The organism is Streptomyces decoyicus, assembly GCF_019880305.1.
Lineage (GTDB): Bacteria > Actinomycetota > Actinomycetes > Streptomycetales > Streptomycetaceae > Streptomyces > Streptomyces decoyicus.
The window spans coordinates 5,155,264-5,178,220 of record NZ_CP082301.1; the positions used below are offsets into that span (position 1 = coordinate 5,155,264).

Annotated in this window: 21 protein-coding genes and 1 pseudogene; 15 read left to right on the forward strand and 7 right to left on the reverse strand. The window is 68.8% G+C overall.

What is annotated here, in order from left to right; all coding sequences use genetic code 11:
• The first annotated feature begins 3 nt into the window (after positions 1-3).
• Complete coding sequence (locus tag K7C20_RS22765) at positions 4-1,182, forward strand: helix-turn-helix domain-containing protein (protein WP_053209499.1); 1,179 nt, start codon at positions 4-6, stop codon at positions 1,180-1,182.
• Positions 1,183-1,444: 262 nt separating this feature from the next.
• On the opposite strand, the gene K7C20_RS22770 is transcribed toward K7C20_RS22765, so the two are convergent.
• On the reverse strand, positions 1,445-2,056 hold the full coding sequence (locus tag K7C20_RS22770; protein ID WP_078953298.1) for a DUF6879 family protein: 612 nt from the start codon (positions 2,054-2,056) through the stop codon (positions 1,445-1,447).
• The gene (locus tag K7C20_RS22775) at positions 2,049-2,318 is read right to left on the reverse strand and encodes a hypothetical protein (protein WP_078953297.1); all 270 of its coding nucleotides are present in this window, start codon (positions 2,316-2,318) and stop codon (positions 2,049-2,051) included. The genes K7C20_RS22770 and K7C20_RS22775 overlap by 8 nt, the downstream gene beginning before the upstream one ends.
• Before the next feature lie 688 nt (positions 2,319-3,006).
• Here K7C20_RS22775 and K7C20_RS22780 point away from each other — a divergent pair.
• Both K7C20_RS22780 and K7C20_RS22785 read left to right on the forward strand, forming a co-directional pair.
• A complete protein-coding gene (locus K7C20_RS22780) occupies positions 3,007-5,142 on the forward strand; it encodes a tetratricopeptide repeat protein (RefSeq protein ID WP_078953295.1) in 2,136 nt (711 codons plus the stop codon).
• A gap of 622 nt (positions 5,143-5,764) precedes the next feature.
• Complete coding sequence (locus K7C20_RS22785) at positions 5,765-6,757, forward strand: malate dehydrogenase (protein ID WP_030086706.1); 993 nt, start codon at positions 5,765-5,767, stop codon at positions 6,755-6,757.
• An 82-nt stretch (positions 6,758-6,839) separates the two neighbouring features.
• On the opposite strand, the gene K7C20_RS22790 is transcribed toward K7C20_RS22785, so the two are convergent.
• Complete coding sequence (locus tag K7C20_RS22790) at positions 6,840-7,202, reverse strand: hypothetical protein (RefSeq protein WP_030086704.1); 363 nt, start codon at positions 7,200-7,202, stop codon at positions 6,840-6,842.
• Between the two features lie 204 nt (positions 7,203-7,406).
• Here K7C20_RS22790 and K7C20_RS22795 point away from each other — a divergent pair.
• From K7C20_RS22795 to K7C20_RS22810, 5 genes and pseudogenes are all read left to right on the forward strand, one after another.
• Positions 7,407-8,150: pseudogene (locus K7C20_RS22795) on the forward strand (helix-turn-helix domain-containing protein); the annotation flags it as partial.
• Between the two features lie 40 nt (positions 8,151-8,190).
• Entirely contained in the window at positions 8,191-8,466 is a 276-nt protein-coding gene (locus tag K7C20_RS38370; RefSeq protein WP_245171359.1) for a DUF397 domain-containing protein, read from the forward strand.
• Positions 8,467-8,622: 156 nt separating this feature from the next.
• Positions 8,623-10,452 carry a hypothetical protein gene (locus tag K7C20_RS22800; RefSeq protein WP_030086700.1) on the forward strand — a complete coding sequence of 610 codons (1,830 nt, stop codon included), beginning with the start codon at positions 8,623-8,625 and terminating at the stop codon, positions 10,450-10,452.
• Positions 10,439-10,813 carry a hypothetical protein gene (locus K7C20_RS22805; RefSeq protein WP_030086698.1) on the forward strand — a complete coding sequence of 125 codons (375 nt, stop codon included), beginning with the start codon at positions 10,439-10,441 and terminating at the stop codon, positions 10,811-10,813. The genes K7C20_RS22800 and K7C20_RS22805 overlap by 14 nt, the downstream gene beginning before the upstream one ends.
• Positions 10,814-10,815: 2 nt before the next feature.
• Complete coding sequence (locus K7C20_RS22810; protein ID WP_053209498.1) at positions 10,816-11,841, forward strand: hypothetical protein; 1,026 nt, start codon at positions 10,816-10,818, stop codon at positions 11,839-11,841.
• A gap of 48 nt (positions 11,842-11,889) precedes the next feature.
• On the opposite strand, the gene K7C20_RS22815 is transcribed toward K7C20_RS22810, so the two are convergent.
• Complete coding sequence (locus K7C20_RS22815) at positions 11,890-12,099, reverse strand: DUF5988 family protein (RefSeq protein ID WP_030086692.1); 210 nt, start codon at positions 12,097-12,099, stop codon at positions 11,890-11,892.
• A gap of 170 nt (positions 12,100-12,269) precedes the next feature.
• On the opposite strand from K7C20_RS22815, the gene K7C20_RS22820 reads away from it, so the two are divergent.
• Positions 12,270-12,848, forward strand: a complete 579-nt coding sequence (locus tag K7C20_RS22820; RefSeq protein ID WP_030086690.1) for a carboxymuconolactone decarboxylase family protein — start codon at positions 12,270-12,272, stop codon at positions 12,846-12,848.
• Between the two features lie 6 nt (positions 12,849-12,854).
• Here K7C20_RS22820 and K7C20_RS22825 read toward each other — a convergent pair whose 3' ends face one another.
• Positions 12,855-13,439 carry a Uma2 family endonuclease gene (locus tag K7C20_RS22825; RefSeq protein ID WP_030086688.1) on the reverse strand — a complete coding sequence of 195 codons (585 nt, stop codon included), beginning with the start codon at positions 13,437-13,439 and terminating at the stop codon, positions 12,855-12,857.
• A 91-nt stretch (positions 13,440-13,530) separates the two neighbouring features.
• Positions 13,531-14,361 (reverse strand): hypothetical protein, encoded by an 831-nt coding sequence (locus K7C20_RS22830; protein WP_053209508.1) that lies wholly within the window; start codon positions 14,359-14,361, stop codon positions 13,531-13,533.
• A 213-nt stretch (positions 14,362-14,574) separates the two neighbouring features.
• Here K7C20_RS22830 and K7C20_RS22835 point away from each other — a divergent pair, with 213 nt between their 5' ends.
• Genes K7C20_RS22835 through K7C20_RS22860 form a run of 6 tightly spaced genes read left to right on the forward strand, consistent with a single transcriptional unit; the run spans position 14,575 to position 21,967 of the window.
• Positions 14,575-16,083, forward strand: a complete 1,509-nt coding sequence (locus K7C20_RS22835; RefSeq protein ID WP_053209497.1) for an aldehyde dehydrogenase family protein — start codon at positions 14,575-14,577, stop codon at positions 16,081-16,083.
• Positions 16,084-16,143: 60 nt separating this feature from the next.
• Positions 16,144-17,694, forward strand: a complete 1,551-nt coding sequence (locus K7C20_RS22840) for a GMC family oxidoreductase (RefSeq protein ID WP_030086684.1) — start codon at positions 16,144-16,146, stop codon at positions 17,692-17,694.
• Positions 17,694-18,827 carry a quaternary amine ABC transporter ATP-binding protein gene (locus K7C20_RS22845; protein WP_030086682.1) on the forward strand — a complete coding sequence of 378 codons (1,134 nt, stop codon included), beginning with the start codon at positions 17,694-17,696 and terminating at the stop codon, positions 18,825-18,827. Before K7C20_RS22840 ends, K7C20_RS22845 begins: the two co-directional genes overlap by 1 nt.
• Positions 18,827-18,997, forward strand: coding sequence for a hypothetical protein (locus tag K7C20_RS22850; protein ID WP_167352519.1), 171 nt, complete (start codon positions 18,827-18,829; stop codon positions 18,995-18,997). Before K7C20_RS22845 ends, K7C20_RS22850 begins: the two co-directional genes overlap by 1 nt.
• A complete protein-coding gene (locus tag K7C20_RS22855) occupies positions 18,994-21,000 on the forward strand; it encodes an ABC transporter permease subunit (protein ID WP_048830076.1) in 2,007 nt (668 codons plus the stop codon). Before K7C20_RS22850 ends, K7C20_RS22855 begins: the two co-directional genes overlap by 4 nt.
• Before the next feature lies 1 nt (position 21,001).
• A complete protein-coding gene (locus tag K7C20_RS22860; protein WP_053209496.1) occupies positions 21,002-21,967 on the forward strand; it encodes an ABC transporter substrate-binding protein in 966 nt (321 codons plus the stop codon).
• Positions 21,968-22,078: 111 nt separating this feature from the next.
• On the opposite strand, the gene K7C20_RS22865 is transcribed toward K7C20_RS22860, so the two are convergent.
• Positions 22,079-22,543, reverse strand: a complete 465-nt coding sequence (locus tag K7C20_RS22865; RefSeq protein WP_030086675.1) for a hypothetical protein — start codon at positions 22,541-22,543, stop codon at positions 22,079-22,081.
• Positions 22,544-22,957 lie beyond the last annotated feature (414 nt).

Genomic DNA, 22,957 nt, shown 5'->3' on the forward strand with positions numbered 1-22,957 from the left:
GCAATGCCTCGCTGGAAGGCGCTGCCGGAGGAACTCGACCCGCAGGTCGCGGAGTTCACCGGTCAGCTGCGCAGGCTCGTGGACCGCAGCGGACTGAGTGTGGCCGCCGTCGCGGACAGTACGGGCTACAGCAAGACGTCCTGGGAGCGCTATCTCAACGGCCGGCTGCTGCCACCGCTGCGCGCGGTGGTCGCGCTCGCCGAGACGACCGGCGCGCATCCCTCGCATCTCACCACGCTGTGGGAGCTTGCCGAGCGGGCCTGGAGCCGGGCCGAGATGCGGCAGGACGTCACCATGGAAGCGATACGGGTGGCGCAGGCGCGGGCCGCGCTCGGGGAGTTCGGGACGGAGCCGGCCGAGGACAAGCCGTCCGCGAAGGCCGCGAAGTCCCCTGCGAAGTCCGCGAAGTCCGCAAAAGCCATGAAGGGCGCGAAGGACGCGAAGGGCGTCCAGGCCGCGGAGCCGCCCCGGACGGCGCAGTTGCCGCAGGTGCCGCGGGGCACCGAACTCCCGTCGAGCGCGGACTTTCCCCAATGGCCGGCGCTGGCGGAGCCGTCCCCGGTTCCGGCCGTGGCACCCGCCGCACCCGCCGCACCCGCCGCACCCGCCGCACCCGCCGCACCCGCCGCCCCCGTACACCGGCGTGCCCGCCGCGGCCGGCCGGTCATGTTCGTCGTCGGGGCGGTCGGCGCGGTGCTGGTGGGCGTCGCCGCCGTACTGCTGCTGAATCCGGCCGCCGGCCCGGAGAAGAAGGCGGCTGCCGCCTCCGCGGCCGCGCCGAGCGAGAAGCCGGTGCTGCCGGCCGGGGTGCACTGCACCGGGGCGGGCTGCGTGGGCAAGGACCCGGAGAAGATGGGCTGCGGCGGACCGCATGCCGTCACCCCGTCCCGCGGCGTGGCGGGCCGCGCGGTGATCGAGGTCCGCTACAGCAAGGTCTGCCATACGGCCTGGGCGCGGATCAGCCGTGCGGCACAGGGCGACCAGGCCACCATCAGCGCCGGCGGCCACAGCGCCACGGCGCAGGCCGAGCGGGACGGCGATGCCTACACCCCCATGGTCGAGGTGACCGGGGACCCGGCGAAGGTCGCGGCCTGCGAGACGACCGTGGCGGGGGTGAAGAGCTGCGCCCGTCCGGTTCCGGCCACGTCCACCGGCTCAGCCGGGGAAGCGCCGAGCGGGTGAGCGACCTGCCGCGCACGTTCCGGCTCGCCCAGCCCGCCGGGGACGACACCAAGTAGCCGACCCACCAAAACCGGGCCGGGCGCCCCGCACACTCTGCGGGGCGCCCGGCCCGTCTCCTTCGTCGCCGTTGGACTGCCGACGCGGCGCGGCGCGTGGCCGCCGCTACGTAGCAAGCGACGGCGCTCATGCGGCGGGAGGCGTTCGGCTTCCCGAACTGGGCGGGCGTTCTCGTGTAAGCGGATCTCCGCCTCAGAGGAATCACTCAATGAACGACCATCGGAGGATCGAGTGGCGCAATTTCCCGATTGAAGAACTCTGTGAAATCTTCCCCTTGGCCGTAAAGCGCATCGAAGCCGGCGGAAGTTTCATCAATCGCCACTGGATCCACGATCCGATTGGCTCCCGCCGCGTTCCCATCGTCGTCGTAAACCACCTCATACATGACCTCGTCGCCAAGGATCACGACTTCTGGCACAAGGTGATCGACTTCGATATCTGAGATATTGCGGGCATCCATCACTCGAATATTATCGCCCAGTTCTACCCGTAGGCGAAGTACGAACAATTCCCACTGTACGTACGGTGCAACAGGGAACTCCACTACACGAAGCCGACGCTCCAGAATCCCGAGATCAGCAGCCTTCTGGAACTGACCAGCGTAGACTTCACGCTTCTCCTCAATCAAGGAGAGCGCTCTATTCCACTCGCCGGCAGCAAAGGCTTCCCAGCTGGGAAACCCTCGCTCCTTGAAATTCTGCCCACGCTCAAGCTTCTTCAAGAAGCGGATGCCGCTCTCATGATGGCGACGAAAGTCCCTGTGGTAGCTTGGCCGATCCAAATGCTCTGAGGTAGTTCGCTGGAACGCCTCAAACACTTGGGATATCCGGCTTCGCCGCGACCATCATGCTCCTCGGGATGACCACGAGTCGTTCGTCGTCGCCTACCGATACACCTGCCGGAAGATTTTTTCCGAGCGAGCCTGTCAGATCTCTGCCGATGATGGCGACATCCCCATTTTCTAGCTCCCAGATGTCGGGGCAGTCGGGATTATCTGTGGTATGCCCTAACTCCTGCGGGGATTTCCCCAGCCGCCTTTTAAACCGCGTTGTAGGGTCAGCTTCCCAAGGTCTGGCCACAACCACTCCTGTCCTTCGGACGTTCCAGGGCGTATCGAGCTTAACGCCTGAAGCTTGAGGCAGCCAGAGCAAACACTGATGCTACGCAGGAAAAATGGACGATGGCATATGCCAGGGGAAAATCCCATCGAGGGTCGCTTGTCTGTTCAGTTTGGTGGTGCAACGATGCTGACCTTGAGTTGCCGCACGGTCCTCACGGCCTCGATGGTCTACCTTATGGAGTAATAGTAAAAATTTAGAGCAGTAGCATTCAACTGGGGGGAGCTATGGATCCAGAATTAACATCGCTCACACAGGCCGCTGGAACCACCTTGGTCACTCTGATGGCAACTGAGGCCTGGCAGCACACACGCGATGGATTAACTCGCCTGTGGCAGCGTCTGCAGCCTGACCGGGCGCAAATTGTTTCCGATGAATTGGACGCAAGTCGCGAAGAAGCGCTGCGCGCCCACTCGGCAGCTGACCAAGAGATGCTGAGTGAATTGTCCTTGCAATGGCAGGGATATCTCCGCCGGCTGTTGCTCGCCCAGCCAGAGGCCGTAGAGGAGCTTCGCAGGTTGCTTGACGAGGTCGGTTCGGAAGCCGCTACGCATGCTTCACGGATCACTCAGCACGGAACTGCATCCGGGCGAGCACGGGTCTACCAAGCCGGCCGAGACGTGCACATCAATGAACGATGAGAGGTCCGATGGACGGCCATGCCGAAGATGCCGGTCGCGTCTACCAATCATCGCGTGACCAACACATCAGCGAGTACCACTATCACGGCAGCGATGACCCTGGCTTGACCGGCCCGGACTCAGTTCGACGCCCGGCGGTGGGCCGAGCACCCGTGGTTCTGCGCGACCGCGCCGAAGTGCTCGATCGCTTACGGGCGAGTGTCGCGGAAGCGGAAGGAGGTGGCGGTCAGGCCTTCGTTCTTCACGGCATGGGAGGCTGCGGCAAGACCGCTGTCGCGCACGCCTTCTTTCAATTCGCTACGGAGGTCGGCGGTCGTGTTGGTCTGTGGGTGAACGCCTCCGACCGTGCGAGCCTGCGCTCCGGCATGCTCGCCGTTGCCGCTGACCGTGGTGCCACAGATGGCGAGCTATTGGCTGCTCGCAACGGCCTGCGTCCTGGAGCCGACCTCGTGTGGGAACACCTCGACCGATCCGCTGAGCCGTGGCTGCTGGTACTGGACAACGCAGATGATCCCGAGATTTTGGGGGATGGAAGCTGGCTGCGTACCAGTCCTGGCGGCATCGTGGTGGTCACGACACGTCGTGCGGCTGCTCGCTGGTGGCCAGGAGCGGAGTTGCAGCATATCGGGGTACTACCGCGGGAAGACGCTGCACGAGTGCTATGCGACCTGGCGCCGCAGAGCGGCACGTTGAAGCAGGCTTCGACAATCGCAGACAGACTCGGTCGACTGCCGCTCGCGCTGACGCTGGCCGGGGGCTTCCTGTCCCACCAAGTCCTCGACCCCTGGACGATGGACGCCTATGGCCGGCACCTCGACGAGGAAGGAGAGCGTGTCGAGCTCATCGACCAAGGAGCTGAACTCTTGTCGGATGTAGATCCACGTCACCTGGTAGGGCGTACTTGGCAACTCACGCTCGACGCATTCGAAGCACGCGGTCTACCCGAGGCAGTGACACTGCTTCGCCTGCTTGCCCGTTTCGCTTCGGAGCCACTGCCACTGACCCTGCTGAATCGCCCTGAAATCAGGGGTGTCCTCCCTCGGGCTCGCACTGAAACGGCACTGCGAGCGTTGGTCGACCAATCGCTTACTGAACTGGTCAACGTTGGCGTGCGGTGTGTTCAAAGCCACGGTGTACTGCTCGATAGCGTCGCTTCCGCCACGCCATCGGACTCGCTTGCCAATCTCAACTCGACAGCTTGCCGGCTGCTGGACGCCGCGATTCCCCAACTCCCTGATGCCGGCCCGGAAGAGCCACAGCTGCGGCTACTCAGCCCCCACGTCATCGCCTTGTTGCAGCGTGCTGCGACTTCCGCAGCAATGGCCGATTTGGTGGGTATCGCGACTCGCTTGGCCACTGCCCTGCACCGTACAGGGGACTACCTGTCCGCCTGGGAGACTGCCCATAGCGCGGTATCGCTTTCGGAGCACACGCTCGGTTCGGAGCACCGCTTGGTTTTGGCTGCGCGTTCCAGGTCTGGCCGAGCACTGTTCCGGCTGGGAAAGTATTCGGAGGCCGAGCCGCTGCTGCGCCAGGTCCGAAGCGATCAGGAGCGGCTGTTCGGAGCCTACGACCCGGACACTCTGGACAGTAGCCACGGACTTCAACTAGTGCTTGGAAACCGTGGAAAGAAAGCGGAAGCTCTGTCCCTGCTCCATGCCACGATCGCAGGCCGGCAGTCGGCACTCGGGCCTGCACATCCATTGACGCTGCGTTCCCAGGCCAGTCTGCTGACGATGCTGTCGACGGCCGAACTCGAAAGGGAAGACAACTCCGCATTGCTTTCCTTGCCGTCGGAATGTGAGCGGCACCTCGGCCCGGAGCACACAGTCACGCTGGGAGCAAGACACAACCATGCCTGGGCGCTTTACGTACTCGGGCACTTCGGCGAGGCCAATGAGGAGATTCGGCTGGTCGCGGACACGTATGAACGTCGATTTGGGTCCGATTACCCCATCGCGCTTTCGGCGCAACAGCTATACGCTCGAATTCAAGATGGCCTCGGACACTTCGAGGCAGCAGTAGGCCTTATGAATGACGTCGTGGAAAGGCGGACCAACAGCCTCGGAGCTGACCATCCTTTTACAGTTGCCAGCAGGAAGGTGCTGGCTGAGCTCAAGGAGAATCGGCGAACTGCGCCCTGATTCATATCGGCGGCTCCTACGGGATGCCGCCGATGAGGCAGGGGCGATTGGCGCAGCGGGTGGGCGTGGGTCGCCTCGTCAGGGCGTAGCGGTCGTCGGAGGCGACGACCAGCAGGCGGCCGGCCCCCGGTTGGGCGAGGCCGAGGCCGGTGGAAAGGGCGTCGAACGGCGGTGGGCGTCAAGCCCTGGCGCGGGGCGCCGACGGGCCGGGCGCCGGGCCCGCTGCCTGCCCGGGCCTCCTCCCGGAGGTTGTCCGAAAGACAGGGGGCATGCCCGCCGCGATCCCGGGCAGGCGACGGATATCCCCCCACGGGTGTGGCACAACTCGGCGGCCGCCCGTATCCCCCCTCCTTGAGCGGGTGGCCGCCGCCTCCGCCTGCGGGAACCGCGCGGAGCGCCTGCCACACCATGGGATGCGCGCACGGACGGCCGTACGGATGCCCCGGGGCAACCCGGTGAGGTGTCCCACACCGGGCCGTCGCCTGGGCCGGGCGGGGGTCCGATAGCCTGACGGCCGGGTCTCTCGATACCAAGAGACCTCGCTAGCTGGGCAGGGACACCCACCGCCACCCATGGTGGTCCAGGGGCTTGCCCCCGGAATAACACCGCGCAGGAGATCGCCATGACCCGCACTCCCGTCAATGTCACCGTCACCGGCGCCGCCGGCCAGATCGGTTACGCACTCCTCTTCCGCATCGCTTCCGGTCATCTGCTCGGCGCGGACGTGCCGGTCAAGCTGCGCCTCCTGGAGATCCCACAGGGTCTGAAGGCCGCCGAGGGCACCGCCATGGAGCTGGACGACTGCGCCTTCCCGCTGCTTCAGGGCATCGACATCTCGGACGACCCGAACGTGGCCTTCGACGGTGCGAACGTGGCGCTGCTCGTCGGCGCCCGCCCCCGTACGAAGGGCATGGAGCGCGGCGACCTCCTGGAGGCCAACGGCGGCATCTTCAAGCCGCAGGGCAAGGCCATCAACGACCACGCCGCGGACGACATCAAGGTCCTGGTCGTCGGCAACCCGGCCAACACCAACGCCCTGATCGCCCAGGCCGCCGCGCCGGACGTACCGGCCGAGCGCTTCACCGCGATGACCCGTCTGGACCACAACCGCGCGCTGTCGCAGCTCTCGAAGAAGACCGGCACCCCGGTCTCCGAGCTCCGCAAGCTGACGATCTGGGGCAACCACTCCGCCACCCAGTACCCCGACATCTTCCACGCCGAGGTCGCCGGCAAGAACGCCGCCGAGGTCGTAGGCGACCAGAAGTGGCTGGCCGAGGACTTCATCCCGACCGTCGCCAAGCGCGGTGCGGCGATCATCGAGGCCCGTGGCGCGTCCTCCGCCGCCTCCGCCGCGAATGCCGCCATCGACCACGTCCACACCTGGGTCAACGGCACCGCCGCCGGCGACTGGACCTCGATGGGTATCCCCTCGGACGGCTCGTACGGCGTCCCGGAGGGCCTGATCTCCTCCTTCCCCGTCACCACCAAGGACGGCAAGTACGAGATCGTCCAGGGCCTGGAGATCAACGACTTCTCCCGCGAGCGCATCGACGCGTCCGTGCAGGAGCTGGCGGAAGAGCGCGAGGCCGTCCGCGGTCTCGGCCTCCTCGGCTGACACACCGCCGCGGCCGTCCCGTCCGGGCGGCACCGCAGCACCACCCGAGCCCGCACGGTCCGCAACGGCCGTGCGGGCTCGGTCATGTCGGCTGGGCCCGTAGTTCCCTCTCGTCGGCCTCTCGGTCATCGTCCGCCGCCACGGGCAGGCGCGCGCCCCGGCTGTCTGCGACGCGCAGCACATTGCCGAAGGCCTGCGCGGTCGCCCGCAGCGCCAGCCGCAGCGCATGTTCCCCGGCCTTGCGGTCGTCCAGTACGGCCACCGCGCCCTTGAGGACATCGGCACCGTCACACAGTTGCTCCGCCTCGATCTCATCGGCCAGCCGCGACAGCACGCTCCCCGCTCCGTCCGCCGACAAGAAGCACGGTTTCCCGCCCTCGCTCTCCCACGGCAGCAGGCGCAGCCCCGGCATGTGCGCGGGGACGGCATCCCGGTCGTAACTCATGCTCAATGACTCCCAGAAGTTGGTTGCGGAGGAAGGCGGCGCAGTCGGCCGAACGACCCGTTACGTTGGGTGTGTTCAGCGTTGCGCCCCGTAGTGCGGGTCGCAACGTCTGACGCGTGACACTCGCCATCTGGCACCAAGGGGGATGCGGTGAGCCGACGACGACGCAATGCAGAGAGTGGACCGGCAGCCACCAATGCCGCCGTGTTCGGGGAGGTCTTGCGGCACTTCCGGGAGGCGGCGGGCTTCACGCAGGAGGAGTTGTCGAACAAGATCCCGTGCGACCGCTCGCAGGTGGCCCGCGTGGAGGCGGGCACGCGCGTCCCGCAGGACACGTTCGCCAAGCAGTGTGACGAACTGCTGGGGACGGGTGGAGTGCTGCTGCGGTTATGGGGACGGATCGACTGGTATCCGGAGGTGCAGCATCCGGACTGGTTCGAGCGGCGGGCGGAGATGGATGCGAAGGCGGTGGCGCTGCGTGCCTATCAAGAGCAGGTCATCCCGGGTCTGTTGCAGACGCCGGACTACGCGCATGCGCTGTTCAGCCGTCGCATCACCAATGCCGAGAAGGTGGAGGAGCGAGTCCGGGCGCGACTGAGCCGACAGCAGCGCTTCCTGGCTGCCAACGGCCCGTTGTACGTGGCCGTTCTGGACGAGAGCTGTTTGCGCAACGTTGTGGGCGGCCCGGAGGTCATGCGGGACCAGTGTGCGCACCTGTTGAGCGTCGGGCAGTATCCCAACATCCGCGTGCAGGTTGCCCCTGCCGACCGTGCCGAGCTTCGGCGGCCCAAAGCCTCGATGGCCCTGATCGCGCTGCCAGACGGGGCATGCTGGCTCTACTCGGAGTCGCTGGACCGTGGCCATTTCAACGACGATCCGGCCGTCTATGCTCGCCACGGCCAGACCTATGATGTGCTCAGGGCGGATGCTCTGTCAGCCCCCGAATCCGCCGCTCTGATCGGCGACTTCATGGAAGGGTACGGGGATCATGGACAAGCACCAGCTGAGCACAGCGATATGGATCAAGAGCAGCTACAGCCACGACGATGGCGGCGACTGCATCGAAGTGGCACTCACCTGGATGAAGAGCAGCTACAGCGATCGCGACGGCGGCAACTGCATCGAAGTAGCCCCCGGTATCCCCGACGCCGTCCCCGTTCGTGACAGCAAGGACCCGCACGGCCCCGTGCTGGTCTTCCCGACGGGTGGCTGGTCATCCTTCGTCGCGGCGCTCAAGAGCGGGGAGTTCCCCGCGGCCGTCTGACCCGCGTGGCGACCTTGTGTTATCGCGCTGACACGGAACGCTCCGCTCCCCTATGCTGCGGTTTCCGTACCGCCGCGGCCGGAACCGGCAGCCCGTCTGTCCAACAGGCCCGCAGCGACGGCTCGTTGATGTGGTGTTTTTGGGGGAGCGAGACCGATGACTCGGACAGATGTGCCTGCGCAGCCCGGTGAACCCGGCGGCCCGGGGCGGTTACGGAAGACGCCCGGCGGCACCCCGCCCCCGGCGCAGCTCCCCCCGACCCCGCCGGGCGCCAGCGAGGCCACCCGGCTGCTGTGTGCCGGGACCTACATGGACGACGCCTTCCGTGACGCGGTCATCGACGAGCTGTACGTCCACGAGGAGCGGTTCGCCGCGCCGTCCCTGGGGATCGACGCCGCCCGCGTCCTCGCCCACGCGCTGCGCGCCCGGCGGCTCCAACTGGGCTGGGCGGCGGGGATCCTGCTGCTGTGGATCGTGGCCCTGCCGCTGACCTCCGGTCTCGCGGCGCTCTACCTCTTCCCCGTCATCCTCATGGCGCTGGGCCGCGTGGTCCGCCGGGCGCCGATCCCGCAGGTGGCGGCCCGCTTCCTCTCCTTCGTGCTGCGCTGGTACGGGCGGCTGACGCTGGCCTTCTTCGTTCTGTCGCTGCTGCTGGTGGCGGTGTTCGGCGCCGGGATCGGCATCCTGGGCGTGGGATGGCCGTTCTCCTCGCTGTTTTCGGACGACGCGTCCGGCTCGTTCTACGGCAGCGGGGCGGGATACAGCTCCTACGGCTCCGGCCTCGGCACCTCGTACGGCGCAGTGAGCGGTGTCCTGTCCGCGGTGTGGGTCGCGCTGCTGCTGCCGCTGGCCGTGGCCGTGCTGGTGGGTCTGCAACGCGGGCAGTTCGCCCGGGTGCTGGCGCGCGAACTGTCCCGGGAACGCTTCCCCGACGTCATGTCCGACCCCGCCGAACGGTCCGAGGGCTACCGCTTCCGGCGGCTGCGGGACCGGGTGCGGATCGAGCAGCACGGGCCGCTGGTGATGTACCGGGCCGCCGACCCGTTCTGCGGCGCCGGCTACCCGTACAAGACCTGGTCGCTGTCCGTGGAGCTGAACCCCCGGGCGGACCGGGAGGCCGAGCCGCTGGACAACAGCGCCATCCTGGCCCGGATCGTGCCGCTGGTGGCGGCGCTGCGGGTGCCGTCGCCGCACGGTTCGCCCGCGGTGGCGGCCGCGGTGCGCGACCGGCTGCGCGCGATGGAGATCGACGAGTGCGTGTTCCTGCCGGCCGAGGGGCTGCCGAGCCGGGAGGCGGCGCCGTACGCACCGGCGGCGTTCGAGGAGCACCGCGTGCGGGCCGTGGAGGAGGGCGGCGAGACCCGCCGGCACTTCCTGCGCATCCGGGTCGGCGGCTGGAACGAGGGCGTCGTCACCACGCTCTTCGTACGGGTGCACACCCAGGGCAAGATGCTGATGCTGGAGGTCGCGCCGCATGTGCTGTGGCCGCTGCGGCAGCTCTTCCAGGACGCCGACCGGATCGCCCACCAGTACCGTCACCACCACCACTTCGGCAAGGCGGTGTGGGCCCTGGCCCGCACGCCCCGCTCCGTCGGGCACGCCCTCGGCACGCTGGTGAGCGGTCTGTTGTCGGCCTGGCGGCTGGCCACCGCGGGACATGGCGCGGCGCTGCCCGAGGGACCCGGCGCCTCCGTGCGCGAGCTGGGCTCCTACGGGGAGTCCTCGCTCTTCCAGGACATGGATGTCGCCCGTTATCTGAAGACCATTCAGCAGCGGGTGGCGGCCGGGGTGACCACGGCACTGCACGAGGCCGGCTACCAGACCGACGAGTTCGAGCAGCGGATCGTGCATGTCGCCGAGGGCGGCGTCTACGTCGAGTCCGCCCAGGGCGCCGTCGGCATCGGCGACCACAACACGATCACCCACCACTCCACCACCCGGCGCGGCGCCGAGACGAAGGGAAGTGCCAAGCGTGGCAACGGCTGACGAGCGCGGCAAGGGCATCCACATCGGCAGTGTCCGGGGTGCCTTCGCCATCGGCGACCACAACACGGTGACCCATCACGAGGGCCAGGCCGCGCCCGCCGCGGACCCGGCGCAGGAGGAGCTGCTGCGCGCCGTCCGCGCACTGCGCGACGACCTGTCCCGGGCGGTGGAGAGCCCGCAGATCACGGCCCTGAGCGGGGAACTCGCCGAGACCGAGGCGGAGATCGCGGACAGCGGTGCGGCGGGCCCCGGCCGGCTGGCCCGGCTGCGTACGGCGCTCGCGGACGCCGGCGCCGTGGTGGGCCTGCTGGCCTCCGGTGCCGCGGTGAGCCAGGCGGTCGCGACCCTGGTGGGAGGCTGACGATGAAGCGTGGCGGGCAGGCCCGCTGGAACGACGAGACCCAGAGCTGGGAGGACGGCGCCCCGCCGCCCGCGCCCTACACGGGCCCGATGCCGCCCCGGCCGTCCTACACGCCGTCGGCGGGGAGTACGCCGACGGGCACTGTCCCCCCGCCTGCCACCGACCCGCTCCCTGCCAACGACCCGTTACCTGCCCCCGACCCTCTCTTCGCCCCCGCACGCGACACCGATCCGCCGTTCGCCCGCACCCCTGTCCCCGAGCACCTCTTCGCCCCCGCACGCGACACCGGCCCGTTCTCGGCCCCCGGGCCTGCCGCCGACCCGTACTTCGACTCCGCACCTGCCTTCGAGCCCGTACCCGGCCCCCGGCACCGCACCACGGGCCTGGTCGCCGGCGTGGCGGTGGCCGTGATCGCGGCGGCCGTCGGGGGCGGCTATCTGCTCTGGGGGCACAGCGGCGGCGACCCGGCCGCCGCCCGCCCGCCGGCCCGCACCAAGGCCTCCGCCTCGGAGAACACGGCCACCGCCGCACCCACCGGCGCCACGGCCGGCACCAGGACCCCCGCCCCCGTCTCCACCGAGCTTCCCGACGGCTACCGCCTCGTCCACGACAAGAAGGGCTTCACGCTGGCCGTACCCGGCAGCTGGCAGCGCAGCGAGCGCAGGACCGGGGTGTTCTACACCGCGCCGGACGACCGCCGGCTGGTGCAGATCTTCCAGATCAGCGAACCGGACACCACCCCGTACGAGGCGCTGGAGACGGCGTCGCGGGGGCTGTCGGGCAACCCCGGCTACAAGGAAATAAGCCTCGAACCACTGGGGTACCCGGGACCCGGCACCGACGCCACCCAACTGGTCTACGCCTATGACAGCGAGCGTCTCCATGAGCGGGTCAAGGTCGTCGACTGTGCCTTCACCGTCGCCGACGGCCGCCAGTTCGCCGTACTCGTCCTGGGCCCGGAGGCCGACTGGCCGGATCAGGAGTGGACCCAGCAGAACATCCTGCGGACCTTCGTTCCCGGCAGCTGAGCGTTGCCCGCCTCGCACGGCCCGCTGCGCAGGGCCCGCGGTGCGTCACTACCCGGGCAGCTCCGTACGCTCCCACCACTCGTAGACGGGCAGGGCCCCCTCGGTGGTGTGCTTCTGCCGGCTGGTGGCCCGGAAGTGTTCGTAGCCGTTACGGAACGGGATCTTCAGCTCGCTCCCGGGCGGATCGACGGGCACGATCCGCTCGGGGAGCTCGTCGGGGCCGCCTTCGAGCACCGCTTTCACCGCTGTGTCAGCCATGCCTGCATTGTCGTCCGGGCCGCCGCCCACGGCTCCTCCGGTTCGGCAGCGCGGGTGACGGCTGCGGGGATGTCACCTCGGATGTCACATCCGGCGGCGCCGGATCGTCGGGGGAGTGAGGGGACACCCTCAAGGAATCTGAACGCTCCTTTGCTCCAGGAGGCATTGCCATGGCACGCATCTCCCTCACGCCCCGGCGCACACTCACCCTGCGACTGGCGGCGTGGTACTCGCGGCGCACCTACGGCAAGGTGATGCAGCCCGCCCTGGCGCTGGGCCACCACCCCAAGATCCTCCGCTCCTACTTCTCCTTCGAGAACAAGGTGGCACGGTGGAAGGCGCTGGACCCGGCGCTGAAGCATCTGGCGGAGCTGGCATCGGCGGCGACGATCGGCTGCTCGTGGTGCGTGGACTTCGGCTACTGGCACGCCGACCAGCTCGGACTGCCGCTGGAGAAGATCAGCAAAGTGCCGGACTGGCGCGCGCACAAGGAGTCGTTCACGGAGCTGGAGCGGCTGGTCCTGGAGTACGCCGAAGCCATGACCGCGACCCCGCCACAGGTGACCGACGAGCTGGCCGAGAGCCTGCGCGGGCGGCTGGGCGATGCGGCGTTCGTCGAGCTGACCACCATGGTGGCGGTGGAAAACCTCCGCTCGCGCGTGAACAGCGCCATGGGCCTGCGCAGCCAGGGCTTCTCCGACAACTGCGCGATCCCGGCGGCGAACCGTCCGTCCGACGGGGCGGTGTGAGCCGGGTCAGTCCCGGGGGAACTCTTCGGTGGAGAGGGAGAAGTCGGGGAATTCCTCGGTCAAGTCGATCGGCTCGCCGTACTTGAGTGTGAGGTCACGCATGTAGTCGTCGCCCCGCGGGTGAGTGAAGACGCGGCAACAACCGAGGTAAGGGTCAGCGATCACATATACGGGGATCCCGGAGGTGGCGTAGACCTTCCGCTTCGGGCCGTAGTCATTCGCCGCGGTGCCCTTGGAGATGACTTCGGCCACCAACTCGACGTCCTGGTAGCGCCAACGGCCCAGCTCGTCCTTCTCGGCACCGTCGGCGAACTTGGCGATGTCCGGGGCGAAACCGTTCAACTGCCCCGGAAAATCGATCCGCACGTCCGACGTGACCGGGGCGGCCATCCCGAACCGGTCCTCCAGCGCCCGCACGATCCTGCGGATGGTCTGCCAATGGACGTCCCGCTGCGGCGCCGCATGCACGTTCCCCTCGACGATCTCCACCTTGTAGCCCTCGGGGATGTGCATCTGATCCAGCCGCTCGAACAGGTCGTCCAGCTCGCCGCTCTCGGCCATCTCGGTCCTGTCGGTCGGTTCGATGGTCACCGTGCCGCCCCTCCCCGCTGCCGCGCGGGCGCGGGGAGCCGCACGGTCCAACGATACGTATGTACGAACGGTTACGTATCGCACGCAGGGGTCACGTGTTCCCCGCCCCCGATCCCGGCTCCGACCCCCGCAGCCGCTCCTCCAGCGCCGAGATGTCGGCCGTCTCGCCGGGGGCGGGGGTTTTGACGGAGACCGGGGCGTCGTAGTTGCTCATCAGGATGGTGCCGGTCTGGTGGTCGACCTCGGCGGTGAGTTTGAGGGGGTAGTGCTTGCCGTCGATGGCTACGTAGAGGGTCTGGACGGCGCCCTGGGCCTTCTTGATGACGGGGAGTACACGGGCGCCCTCGTGGGTGGTCGGGCGGCCCTTGACGAGGGCGACGGAGGGTGAGGGTGAGCGCGAGGGGGCGCCCGAGGGGGGCTCCCCGGGGGCCACGGCCGACTTCTGGAACGCCTTGAGGTCGCAGGCGGCGGACAGGCCCCGGAGAAAGGCGTCCTTGGTCGTGCCGTGCAGGAAGGTGTCCTTGTACTCCGCTGCCGCGTCGTCGCCCTCCTTGCCGGGCAGCTGGCTCTTCCAGAAGGCGGCGTCCGGCTTCATCCAGACCTGGTTTCCGCGCTTGACGAGCTCGATGCGGCCGAGCTCTCCCTTGCTGATGGCGCCCGTGCAGTTGCCGGCGCGGTCGAGGGTGAGGTCGAGCTTGGTGGGGTCGGCACTGGTCTGGGTGCGCAACCGCAGGGACTTCGCGGCGACCAGTTGCCGGAGGGCATCGTCGGAGATCTGCTGGGCGGATTTGTTCGCCAGATCGCCTTCGCCGCCGTCCGATGCGGCGGCCGCCGCGGCTCCTGTGCAGGCGGCCCCGGCGAACAGGGCCACCCCACAGGTCAGGGCGGTGGTGGCGGTGGCGGCACGCCGTCTGCTGGTCATCTCGGCACCTCCGGTCCCGAGGGGACTGTCCGCCAAGGACATACGGCTATTCAGGGTACGTTCCGGGACATTCGGTCGCACATTGAGTGAGTCGGCTCACTTTCCATGAATGTTTGGGCATAGGTCCGCCGCTTCAGGGGAGGGGTCCTCGTTGCTGGTGACGCCAGTGGTTGCACCAGTGGGAACAGATCGGTAACCGGAAGGCAGAACGACGTGTCGTCAATCGAGACCATTCACGTAGACGGGGTGTGGCTCCCCGCCGCATCCGGCGAAACGCGGGAGGTCCTCGACCCCGCCGACGCGACGACGCTCCAGCTGGTGTCCGAGGGGGGTGCCGAGGACGCCGACGCGGCGGTCGCGGCCGCCCGCCGGGCCTTCGACGGTGGCACCGGTGCCTGGCCCCGTACGGCCGTCGCCGAGCGCTCCGCGCTGCTGCGCCGGGTCGCCGACCTGCTCCAGCGCGACCGCGAGGAGATCGCCCTCATCGAGAGCCGGGACACCGGCAAGACGCTGGAGGAGGGCCGGGTCGACGTCGACGACGTCACCAACGCCTTCCGGTACTTCGCCGACCTGGTGATGAACGAGAGCGGCGGCCGGGTCGTCGACGCCGGTTCGCCGGACGTGCACAGCATCGTCGTGCACGAGCCGGTCGGTGTCTGTGCGCTCATCACGCCGTGGAACTACCCGCTGCTCCAGGCAAGCTGGAAGATCGCGCCGGCCCTCGCGGCCGGCAACACTTTTGTGATCAAGCCCAGCGAGGTCACCCCGCTGTCGACCGTGCACCTGATCAAGCTGCTGGTCGAGGCCGGACTGCCGGCCGGGGTCGCCAACATCGTCACCGGTGCGGGCCTGCCCGTGGGCCAGCGGCTGGCCGAGCACCCGGACGTCGACCTGTTCTCCTTCACCGGCGGCCTGGTCAGCGGGACGAAGGCCGGCGCGGCCGCGGTCTCCGGCGCCAAGAAGATCGCCCTGGAGCTGGGCGGCAAGAACCCCAATGTGGTGTTCGCCGACGCCTGCGCCACCGACGAGGGCTTCGACACCGCCGTCGACCAGGCACTGAACGCCGCGTTCATCCACAGCGGGCAGGTCTGCTCGGCCGGTGCCCGGCTGATCATCGAGGAGTCGGTGCGCGACCGCTTCGTCTCCGAGCTCGCCCGCCGGGCCGAGAAGATCAAGCTCGGCCGGGGCACCGAGGACGGCGTCGAGTGCGGCCCCCTCGTCTCCCAGCAGCAGCTCGACAAGGTCGAGGCCTACGTCGCCTCCGCGCTCGCCGAGGGCGCCCAGCTGCGCTGCGGCGGCACCCGGCCCGAGCCGTCCGACGTCCGCCCGGCCACCGGCTACTTCTACGCGCCGACCGTGCTCGACGGCTGCCACCGCGAGATGAAGGTGATCCGCGAGGAGACCTTCGGGCCGATCCTCACGGTCGAGACCTTCACCACCGAGGACGAGGCCGTCGCGCTCGCCAACGACACCGAGTACGGCCTGGCCGGCGCGGTCTTCTCCGGCGACACCGCGCGCGCCCGCCGGGTCGCCGCCCGGCTGCGGCACGGCACGGTCTGGATCAACGACTACCACCCCTACCTCCCGCAGGCGGAATGGGGCGGCTTCGGCAAGTCCGGCATCGGCAGGGAATTGGGCCCCGCAGGTCTGGACGAGTACCGCGAGAGCAAGCACATTTACGAGAACCTCCGGCCGGAGCCGGTGCGCTGGTTCGCGGGCTGACACCCCGCCCGTCACTTGGCACCACCCGCGCCACGCACATTGCAAGAAGGAGCACCCCCAATGCCTGTGTATGACTACGTCGTAGTCGGAGGCGGAACCGCCGGTTCCGTCATCGCCTCCCGCCTCACCGAGGACCCGGACGTCACGGTCGCCGTCATCGAGGGCGGCCCGTCCGACATCGACCGCGAGGACGTCCTGACGCTGCGCAAGTGGCTCGGCCTGCTCGGCGGCGAGCTGGACTACGAGTACACGACCACCGAGCAGCCGCGCGGCAACTCGCACATCCTGCACAGCCGCGCCAAGGTGCTCGGCGGGTGCTCCTCGCACAACACGCTGATCTCGTTCAAGCCGCTGCCGTCCGACTGGGACGAGTGGGAAGCGGCGGGCGCGGCCGGGTGGGGCGCCAAGAACATGGACCCGTACTTCGGCAAGCTGCGCAACAACATCGTGCGGGTGGCCAAGAAGGACCAGAACCAGATCGCCACCGACTGGATCGAGGCCACCAAGACCGCCCTGGGCGTGCCCGAGGTCGTCGGCTTCAACGACCAGCCCTTCGAGGAGGGTGTCGGCTTCTTCGACCTCTCCTACCACCCGGAGAACAACAAGCGCTCCTCCGCCTCGGTCGCCTACCTCCACCCGCACATCGAGGCCGGCGACCGCCCGAACCTCACGCTGATGCTGGAGACCTGGGCGCACAAGCTGGAGCTGGACGGGACGACCGCCAAGGGCGTCCACGTCCGGACGAAGGACGGCGCGGAGGTCTACGTCGAGGCCGCCCGCGAGGTGCTGGTCTGCGCCGGTGCCGTCGACACCCCGCGGCTGCTGATGCACTCGGGCATCGGCCCGAAGAAGGACCTCGAAGCGCTCGGCCTGCCCTGTGTGCTCGACCTGCCGGGCGTCGGCGAGAACCTGATCGACCACCCCGAGTCGGTGATCGTCTGGGAGACCGACGGGCCGATCCCGGGCAACTCCGCGATGGACTCCGACGCGGGCCTGTTCGTCAAGCGGGACCCGGAGCACAAGGGCCCCGACCTGATGTTCCACTTCTATCAAATCCCGTTCACCGACAACCCCGAGCGGCTGGGCTACGAGCGCCCCGAGCACGGGGTGTCGATGACGCCGAACATCCCCAAGTCCCGCTCCCGCGGACGGCTCTACCTCACCTCCGCCGACCCCGAGGCCAAGCCCGCCCTCGACTTCAAGTACTTCGAGTACGACGAGAACGGGGTCGACTACGACGGCGACACCCTCGTCGACGGCATCAAGCTGGCCCGCAAGGTCGCCCAGGCCGAGCCGTTCAAGAAGTGGCTCAAGCGCGAGGTCTTCCCCGGCCCCGAGGTCACCGACGACGCGGAGATCAGCGAGCTGGTGCGCAAGGCGGCGCACACCGTCTACCACCCGGCCGGCACCTGCAAGATGGGCGCCCCCGACGACCAGCTGGCCGTGGTCGACCCCGAGTTGAAGATCCGCGGACTGTCCGGCATCCGTATCGCCGACGCCTCCGTCTTCCCGACGATGCCCGCCGTCAATCCGATGCTGGGCGTGCTCATGGTGGGGGAGAAGTGCGCCGAACTGCTCCATAAGGCCCCGACCCAGGGAGGTGATGCGTGATGGCTACCACCTCCGCCGGCGCATCCGAGATACCCAACGCCCGCACGTCCGAGGACGCCACCGCCACCGAGGCGTCCGACGGTCGTGAGGTCGTGTTCTCCGTCCGCAACCTCTGGAAGGTCTTCGGCCCCAAAGCCGAGCGCATACCCGAGGACTCCTCGGTCGCCAAGCTGAGCGCCCAGGAGCTGCGCGAGCAGACCGGCTGTGTGGCCGCCGTCCGCGATGTCTCCTTCGACGTCCACAAGGGCGAGGTCTTCGTCGTCATGGGCCTGTCCGGGTCCGGCAAGTCCACCCTCGTGCGGTGTCTGACCCGGCTGATCGAGCCGACCAGCGGTGACCTGGAGATGGACGGCGAGGACGTCCGCGCCATGGACCGCAACGCGCTGCGCGACCTGCGCCGCCGCCGCGCCGCCATGGTCTTCCAGCACTTCGGCCTGCTGCCGCACCGCACCGTCGTCGACAACGTCGCCTACGGCCTGGAGATCCAGGGCATGGGCAAGACGGAGCGCCGCGAGAAGGCCAACGAGATGGTCGACAAGGTCGGTCTGGCCGGCATGGAGAAGCGCCGCCCCGGCCAGCTCTCCGGTGGTCAGCAGCAGCGCGTCGGCCTGGCCCGCGCGCTCGCCGTCGACCCCGAGGTCCTGCTCTTCGACGAGCCGTTCAGTGCGCTCGACCCGCTCATCCGGCGCGATATGCAGGAAGAGATCGTCCGCCTGCACCGCGAGGAGGGCCGGACCATGGTCTTCATCACCCACGACCTCGCCGAGGCGCTGCGGATCGGCGACCGGATCGCCCTGATGCGCGACGGCGAGATCGTCCAGCTCGGCACCCCCGAGGAGATCGTCGGCTCCCCGGCCGACGACTACGTCCGCGACTTCGTCCGTGACGTTCCGCGCGAGCAGGTGCTGACCGTGCGCCGGGCCATGCGCCCGGTCGAGGCCGGCGAAGCCGACGAGGGCCCCGCGCTGGGCCCCGACACCCTGATCTCCGACGCCATCGAGGCGGTCGTCCGCTCCGGCGGTGCGGTCCGCGTCGTCGACGGCGGCCGCTGCCTGGGCATCGTCGACCACGAGTGCCTGCTGAACGTGGTCGCCCGGCTCGACAGCGAGCAGCACGGTGGGGTGGCCGCCTGATGTACGCCGCCTCCACCCCCCGCGGCGCCGTACGCGCCGTCGGCTCCAGAGCTCCCGCGGCCACGCCGCGGGCCCGGATGCGCGCCGCCCTGCTGCGCCACTGGCGCGAGGCCCAGCGCTGCGCCGCCCTGAACATGCCCACCGGCACCGTGAAGCGGGGGCGCGCATGAGCACCACCGCCCCCACCACCGCTACGCCCCGCGTGGCCGACACCGACACCAGGACCGGTCCGGTGCAGGCCCTGCTGCGCCGCCGTGGCCTCGCCAAGCTCCTGGTGCTCGCCGTCGCCGCGGCGGTCCTGGTCCCGCTGGTCCACGCCCAGTGGCCGGGCGCCCTGTGGCCCTCGGACCTGACCGTCGATGTCTCCGGGCCGCTCGGCAAGGCCAACGACTGGATCATCGACAACCGCGACAGCCACTGGCTGTTCGCCTACTTCCTCGGGTACCTCTCCAACGGCATCGTGGTGTCGGTACGCGCCGTCTACCTGGTGCTCCTCGCGGGCGGCTGGGCCGGTGTCGTAGCCGGCGCCGCGCTGGTCGCCTGGCGGGTCGCGGGCGTGCGGCTCGCCGTCCTCACCGCCGCCTCGTTCGGCGTGTGCGGGCTGCTCGGCATGTGGGTGCCGACGATGCAGACCCTTGCCCTGATGGTCGTGTCCGTCGTCTTCGCCGTCGTGCTCGGCATCGTCATGGGGCTCGCCGCGGGCCTGAGCGACCGGATCTTCCGCCTCCTGCGGCCGGTCCTCGACACCATGCAGATCCTTCCGGCCTTCTCCTATCTGCTTCCGGTCTCCCTGATCTTCGGCCCCGGCGTCCCGGCCGCGACCATCGCGACCGTCATCTACGCGGCTCCGCCGATGGCCCGCCTCACCGCGCTCGGCCTGCGTGGCGCCGACACCGGCGTGATGGAAGCCGTGACCTCGCTGGGCACCACCGCCCGCCAGCGCCTGCTCTCGGCCCGTATCCCGCTGGCCCGCAAGGAGCTCCTGCTCGGCCTCAACCAGACGATCATGATGGCGCTCTCCATGGCCGTCATCGCGTCGATGATCGGTGGTGCCGGTCTCGGTGACCGCGTCTACCAGGCGCTCGGCACCGTGGATGTCGGCGCGGCCCTCGCGGCCGGCATCCCGATCGTGCTCCTCGCCGTGGTCCTCGACCGCGTCACGGCCGCCCTCGGAGAGGACCGTCCTGGCGCGCAGTCCGCCGAGGACACCTCGCCGCTGCGCGGCTGGCGCGGCTGGTCCGTGGCCGCCGTGGTGACCGTGGCCGTTGCGCTCGCCGCGCGGTTCGCCGACCGTCTGGACTGGCCGGAGAGCTGGACGGTGGACATCGTCGAGCCGGTCAACACCGCCAAGGACTGGATGGTCGACCACCTCCACACCGGCCTGCCCGTCGTCGGTGGCACCGCCGACTGGGCAGCGCACTTCACCACCTGGATCCTCAACCCGGTCCGCGACGGACTCCAGGGCCTGCCCTGGGTGTTGGTGCTGCTCGTCGTCGCGGCCCTCGCCTGGCTGATCGGCACCTGGCAGACCGCCCTGACCGCCGTCCTCGCGATGGCCGGAATCGGCGTCCTCGGTGTCTGGGACAAGTCCCTCGACACGCTGGCGCAGGTCCTCGCGGGCGTCGCCTTCACGGTTGTCCTCGGCTTCGCGATCGGCATTGCGACCGCCAGAAGCCAGCGCCTCGAACGGCTGCTTCGCCCGGTGCTCGACGTCTGCCAGACGATGCCGCAGTTCGTGTACCTCATCCCGGTCGTCATGTTGTTCGACATCGGCCGGGCCCCCGCGGTCGCCGCGGCCGTCGTGTACGCGCTGCCCGCCGTCATCCGCATCACCACGCAGGGCCTGCGCCAGGTCGACAGCGGCGCGATGGAGGCCTCGCGGTCACTCGGTTCCACCAACTGGCAGCAGCTGCGGCAGGTCCAGCTCCCGCTGGCCCGCCCCGCGCTCCTGCTCGCCCTGAACCAGGCGGTCGTCCTGGTCCTCGCCGTCGTCGTGATCGGCGCTCTGGTCGGCGGTGGCGCGCTCGGCTACGACGTCGTGTTCGGCATCGCGCAGGGCGACCTGGCGACCGGCATGGTGGGCGGCGTGGCCATCGTCTGCCTCGGTCTGATGCTGGACCGGGTGACGCAGCCCACGGCACGCCGGGATCACGGCGCGAAGAAGGGAGCCTGATATGCGAGTTCGTACGCGTGTACTGAGCGCAGTGACCGCAACCGGCGCCCTGCTTGCGCTCTCCGGGTGCGGCGCCGCCGACATGACCAAGCAGGCGTCCCCGTACGCGAACGCGGCGGGCGCCAAGACCGTGACGCTCTCCGTCCAGAACTGGGTGGGCGCCCAGGCGGACGTGGCGGTCGCCGAGTACCTGCTCAAGCACGAGCTGGGCTACCGCGTCGACCGGGTCCAGATCGACGAGGTCCCCGCCTGGGACGCACTCAGCCAGGGCCGTGTCGACGCGATCCTGGAGGACTGGGGTCACCCGGACCAGGAGCAGCGGTACATCAAGGACAAGAAGACGATCACGCCCGGCGGCGACGTCGGCGTGACCGGCCACATCGGCTGGTACGTCCCCACGTACTTCGCGAAGAAGCACCCGGACGTCACCAACTGGAAGAACCTCAACAAGTACGCGAAGCAGTTCCGTACCGCGGAGAGCGGCAGCCAGGGGCAGTTGATGGACGGCTCCCCGTCGTACGTCACGAACGACAAGGCCCTCGTGAAGAACCTCGGCCTGGACTACAAGGTCGTCTTCGCGGGCTCCGAGGCGTCGCAGATCACCCAGATCAAGCAGTTCGCCAAGGCGAAGAAGCCGTTCTTGACGTACTGGTACAAGCCGCAGTGGCTGTTCAAGAAGGTGCCGATGACGGAGGTGAAGCTGCCCGAGTACAAGGAGGGCTGCGACGCCGACCTGAAGAAGATCAAATGCGCCTACCCGCACACGCCACTCCAGAAGTACTTCAACGCCAACTTCGCCAAGAAGGGCGGCAAGGCGGCGGCCTTCCTGAAGAACTTCAAGTGGACCGAGGACGACCAGAGCGAGGTCTCCCTCGACATCGCCGACAAGAAGATGTCCCCGCAGGACGCGGCGAAGAAGTGGGTCGAAGGGCATAAGTCGACGTGGCAGGCGTGGTTGCCCAAGTAGGCGACGTGGCTTGACTCGTGACCCGAGAGGGGGTGCCCGCACGGTGTGCGGGCACCCCCTCTCGCTCTGCCCGACTGCGCCGACTTCTGGCTGAGCGGGCTGCTTTGCGGGCTACTTGAGCGTGTGGCATGCCTTCTTCGCGACATTCTTCCACTGCACGCAGACCAGCGTGCCCTTGCGGAACTTCGGCCCCACGGTGGCCCCCGGCTTGCCCCAGTCGACCTCGGCGGCGTCGGCGCCGTGAATCGCGTGGGCCTTGCGCCAGCTCTGGCCGACGTGGGTCTTGCCGCCCGGCTGCTTGTACAGCCAGCGGGCCTTGCCCGCCTTGTACGGCGACCTGGCCGTCTGGACATAGTTCAGGCCGCGCGCGTCGGAGCCCTTCTTGTTCCAGTAGAAGAAGGAGACCGAGTAGGCGCAGGTCCGGCCGCTCTGCTTGACGCAGCGGACCTCTTGATGCTTGCTGACCTTCGCGGCCGCGGCCTGGGTCCCGGTCTGGGCGTTGGCCGGCGCCGCGGTCGTGACGGCGAGCGCCGCGGTGGCGCCGATGAGGAGCGCCTTCCCCGTTTGCTTCAACACGTGCTGATTACCTCCAGCGGGCATTGCTTGTCCGTTCCCTCAACTCCCGCAGAGAGTAAGGCAACTGACCACCCGCCGGCATCGTACGAAGGGGCAATACGGAGGAGCGGCGTAAGCGCCTCTGTACTGCACCTTTGGACAATGGCGGGGCCTGATCGGCCGCTTCTACGGTGGACGCTGTTCCTTCCAGACCTGTTCACGGAACCAACGAGTCAGGCAACAGGAGATGCTCCATGCGACTTACCCACCGCGCGGGCCGGTCGGTCTGTGCGTTCGCAGCCGGTGCTGCGGTCCTCACACCACTGGCAGTGAGCTCACCGGCTGAGGCAGCCGTGCGCGCCCCTTCCGGGAAGAGTGTCCCGGCCGCGGCCGCCGATGACGGCGTGCACTCGAAGAAGGGGTCGAAGCGCTGCG

Excerpts from the sequence above, each read along its gene's own strand:
- K7C20_RS22765 (WP_053209499.1), top strand. The coding sequence starts at position 4 with ATGCCTCGCTGGAAGGCGCTGCCGGAGGAACTCGACCCGCAGGTCGCG.
- K7C20_RS22780 (WP_078953295.1), top strand. The coding sequence starts at position 3,007 with ATGGACGGCCATGCCGAAGATGCCGGTCGCGTCTACCAATCATCGCGT.
- K7C20_RS22785 (WP_030086706.1), top strand. The coding sequence starts at position 5,765 with ATGACCCGCACTCCCGTCAATGTCACCGTCACCGGCGCCGCCGGCCAG.
- K7C20_RS22790 (WP_030086704.1), bottom strand. The coding sequence starts at position 7,202 with ATGAGTTACGACCGGGATGCCGTCCCCGCGCACATGCCGGGGCTGCGC.
- K7C20_RS38370 (WP_245171359.1), top strand. The coding sequence starts at position 8,191 with ATGGACAAGCACCAGCTGAGCACAGCGATATGGATCAAGAGCAGCTAC.
- K7C20_RS22800 (WP_030086700.1), top strand. The coding sequence starts at position 8,623 with ATGACTCGGACAGATGTGCCTGCGCAGCCCGGTGAACCCGGCGGCCCG.
- K7C20_RS22810 (WP_053209498.1), top strand. The coding sequence starts at position 10,816 with ATGAAGCGTGGCGGGCAGGCCCGCTGGAACGACGAGACCCAGAGCTGG.
- K7C20_RS22815 (WP_030086692.1), bottom strand. The coding sequence starts at position 12,099 with ATGGCTGACACAGCGGTGAAAGCGGTGCTCGAAGGCGGCCCCGACGAG.
- K7C20_RS22820 (WP_030086690.1), top strand. The coding sequence starts at position 12,270 with ATGGCACGCATCTCCCTCACGCCCCGGCGCACACTCACCCTGCGACTG.
- K7C20_RS22830 (WP_053209508.1), bottom strand. The coding sequence starts at position 14,361 with ATGACCAGCAGACGGCGTGCCGCCACCGCCACCACCGCCCTGACCTGT.
- K7C20_RS22840 (WP_030086684.1), top strand. The coding sequence starts at position 16,144 with ATGCCTGTGTATGACTACGTCGTAGTCGGAGGCGGAACCGCCGGTTCC.
- K7C20_RS22845 (WP_030086682.1), top strand. The coding sequence starts at position 17,694 with ATGGCTACCACCTCCGCCGGCGCATCCGAGATACCCAACGCCCGCACG.
- K7C20_RS22850 (WP_167352519.1), top strand. The coding sequence starts at position 18,827 with ATGTACGCCGCCTCCACCCCCCGCGGCGCCGTACGCGCCGTCGGCTCC.
- K7C20_RS22855 (WP_048830076.1), top strand. The coding sequence starts at position 18,994 with ATGAGCACCACCGCCCCCACCACCGCTACGCCCCGCGTGGCCGACACC.
- K7C20_RS22860 (WP_053209496.1), top strand. The coding sequence starts at position 21,002 with ATGCGAGTTCGTACGCGTGTACTGAGCGCAGTGACCGCAACCGGCGCC.